Origin of the sequence: Paracoccus endophyticus (assembly GCF_003286075.1) — a bacterium.
Classification (GTDB): Bacteria; Pseudomonadota; Alphaproteobacteria; order Rhodobacterales; family Rhodobacteraceae; genus Paracoccus; species Paracoccus endophyticus.
Genome location: NZ_QLUV01000043.1, coordinates 1 through 1,622 on the forward strand (window position 1 = coordinate 1; position 1,622 = coordinate 1,622).

Genomic DNA, 1,622 nt, shown 5'->3' on the forward strand with positions numbered 1-1,622 from the left:
TGTAGACGCAAAGTAGAATTGTCGCTGTCTGGCAAAGTAGAACTGTCGCCCTCACCCTGACCTTCGGGGTTCAGCGTGAGGGCTGCGGGATGGGACTGGTGCTGATGAGCGAGCATGAGCTTCAGCGTATTGAGGTGCTGGCGCAGGTTCTGGACGGCAGCATGAGATCGAGAACAGCAGCTAATGTGCTCGGCTTGAGCCTGCGTCAGGTGCAGCGGTTGTTGCGCGACATCCGCGAGCATGGCGCTGTTGCCGTCCGGCATGGTCTGCGCGGCCGACCGTCGAACAACCGGATCAGCAGTCTGAAGCGCGACTACATCCTCTCTGTGGTCCGCGAGAGCTATGCCGATTTCGGGCCGACACTGGCGGCCGAGATACTGGCCGAGCGCCATGGAATCCAGGTTTCCAGCGAGACGCTGCGTCAATGGATGATGGCGGCCGGCCTGTGGCAGAGCCGCGCACAACGCCTGCGGGTTCACCAGCCGCGACTGCGGCGCGAAGCCTTGGGTGAACTGGTCCAGATCGACGGTTCCGAGCATCGCTGGTTCGAGGATCGTGCTCCGGCCTGCACGCTGCTCGTGTTCATCGACGATGCGACCGGCCGGCTCATGCAGATGCGCTTTGTGCCTTCGGAGACCACCTTCGGTTATTTCAAGGCGCTGGAGGGTTACCTTCAGGAACACGGCCGGCCTGTCGCCTTCTATTCGGACAAGCACAGCGTCTTCCGGGTGAATCGCACCGAGGCGCGCAGCGGCCATGGGATGACCCAGTTCGGCCGAGCGCTGAACGAACTCAACATCGAGATCCTGTGCGCCAATTCCTCGCAGGCCAAGGGCCGGGTCGAGCGTGCCAATCGCACCCTGCAGGACCGCCTGGTCAAGGAACTGCGGCTCGAGGGTATCGGCGACATGGCGGCCGGGAATGCCTTCCTGCCCGCCTTCATCGCGCGTCACAACCTGCGTTTCTCCCGGTCCCCTGCCCGGCCTGACGATCTGCACCGGCCGCTGAACATGCCAGCGTCAAGGCTGTCCGAGATCCTGTGCCTGCGCGACCAGCGTCAGCTGAGCAAGCAGCTCGTCGTTCACTATGATCGCAGGCAGTTCATCCTGGACGACAGCGAACACGCCCGTAGCGCGATCGGACAGTACGTCGAGACCTATGCCTTTGCCGATGGCCGGCTCGAGATCCGCTGGAAAGGCATTCTTCTGCCTTATCGAGCCTATGATCACCATCAGCAGCGCGTCACCCACGCGTCGATCACCGAGAACAAGCGCTTGGGCGAGGTGCTTGCCTTCATACAGGTGCAGCAGGACGCCGCGCCGCCCGAGGTCGGACCTGTCGGCAAGCAGCGCACCCGCTATGAACCGACCGGCAAGCCGAGGCGCGGGAACAAGGGTTGGGTAGAAAGGCGCCAGGAGCGGCGCGCAGCCGAGCAGGCTCAGGCGCGGCATGCAGCCGAATGAGGGTCGAGGCGATCAGAGCAGCGGCGATCCCTGCTTCCCCGCATGGCCGGGCCGGGCTGCGATGGCGGAGGTCTCCGCCCGACCCGGCCATGCTCCGGCGGGTCCAACTGCGACATTTCTAAATTGCCCCGACAGCGACACATTAACTTGGTGACAACA

Annotated in this window: 1 protein-coding gene; it reads left to right on the plus strand. The window is 63.6% G+C overall.

Annotated features, from left to right (window positions below; translation table 11 throughout):
* Positions 1 to 89 precede the first annotated feature (89 nt).
* Positions 90 to 1,463: an ISNCY family transposase gene (locus DPQ23_RS15150; RefSeq protein ID WP_205961489.1), complete on the plus strand. Its 1,374-nt coding sequence runs from the start codon at positions 90 to 92 to the stop codon at positions 1,461 to 1,463.
* The last annotated feature ends 159 nt before the right edge of the window (positions 1,464 to 1,622 follow it).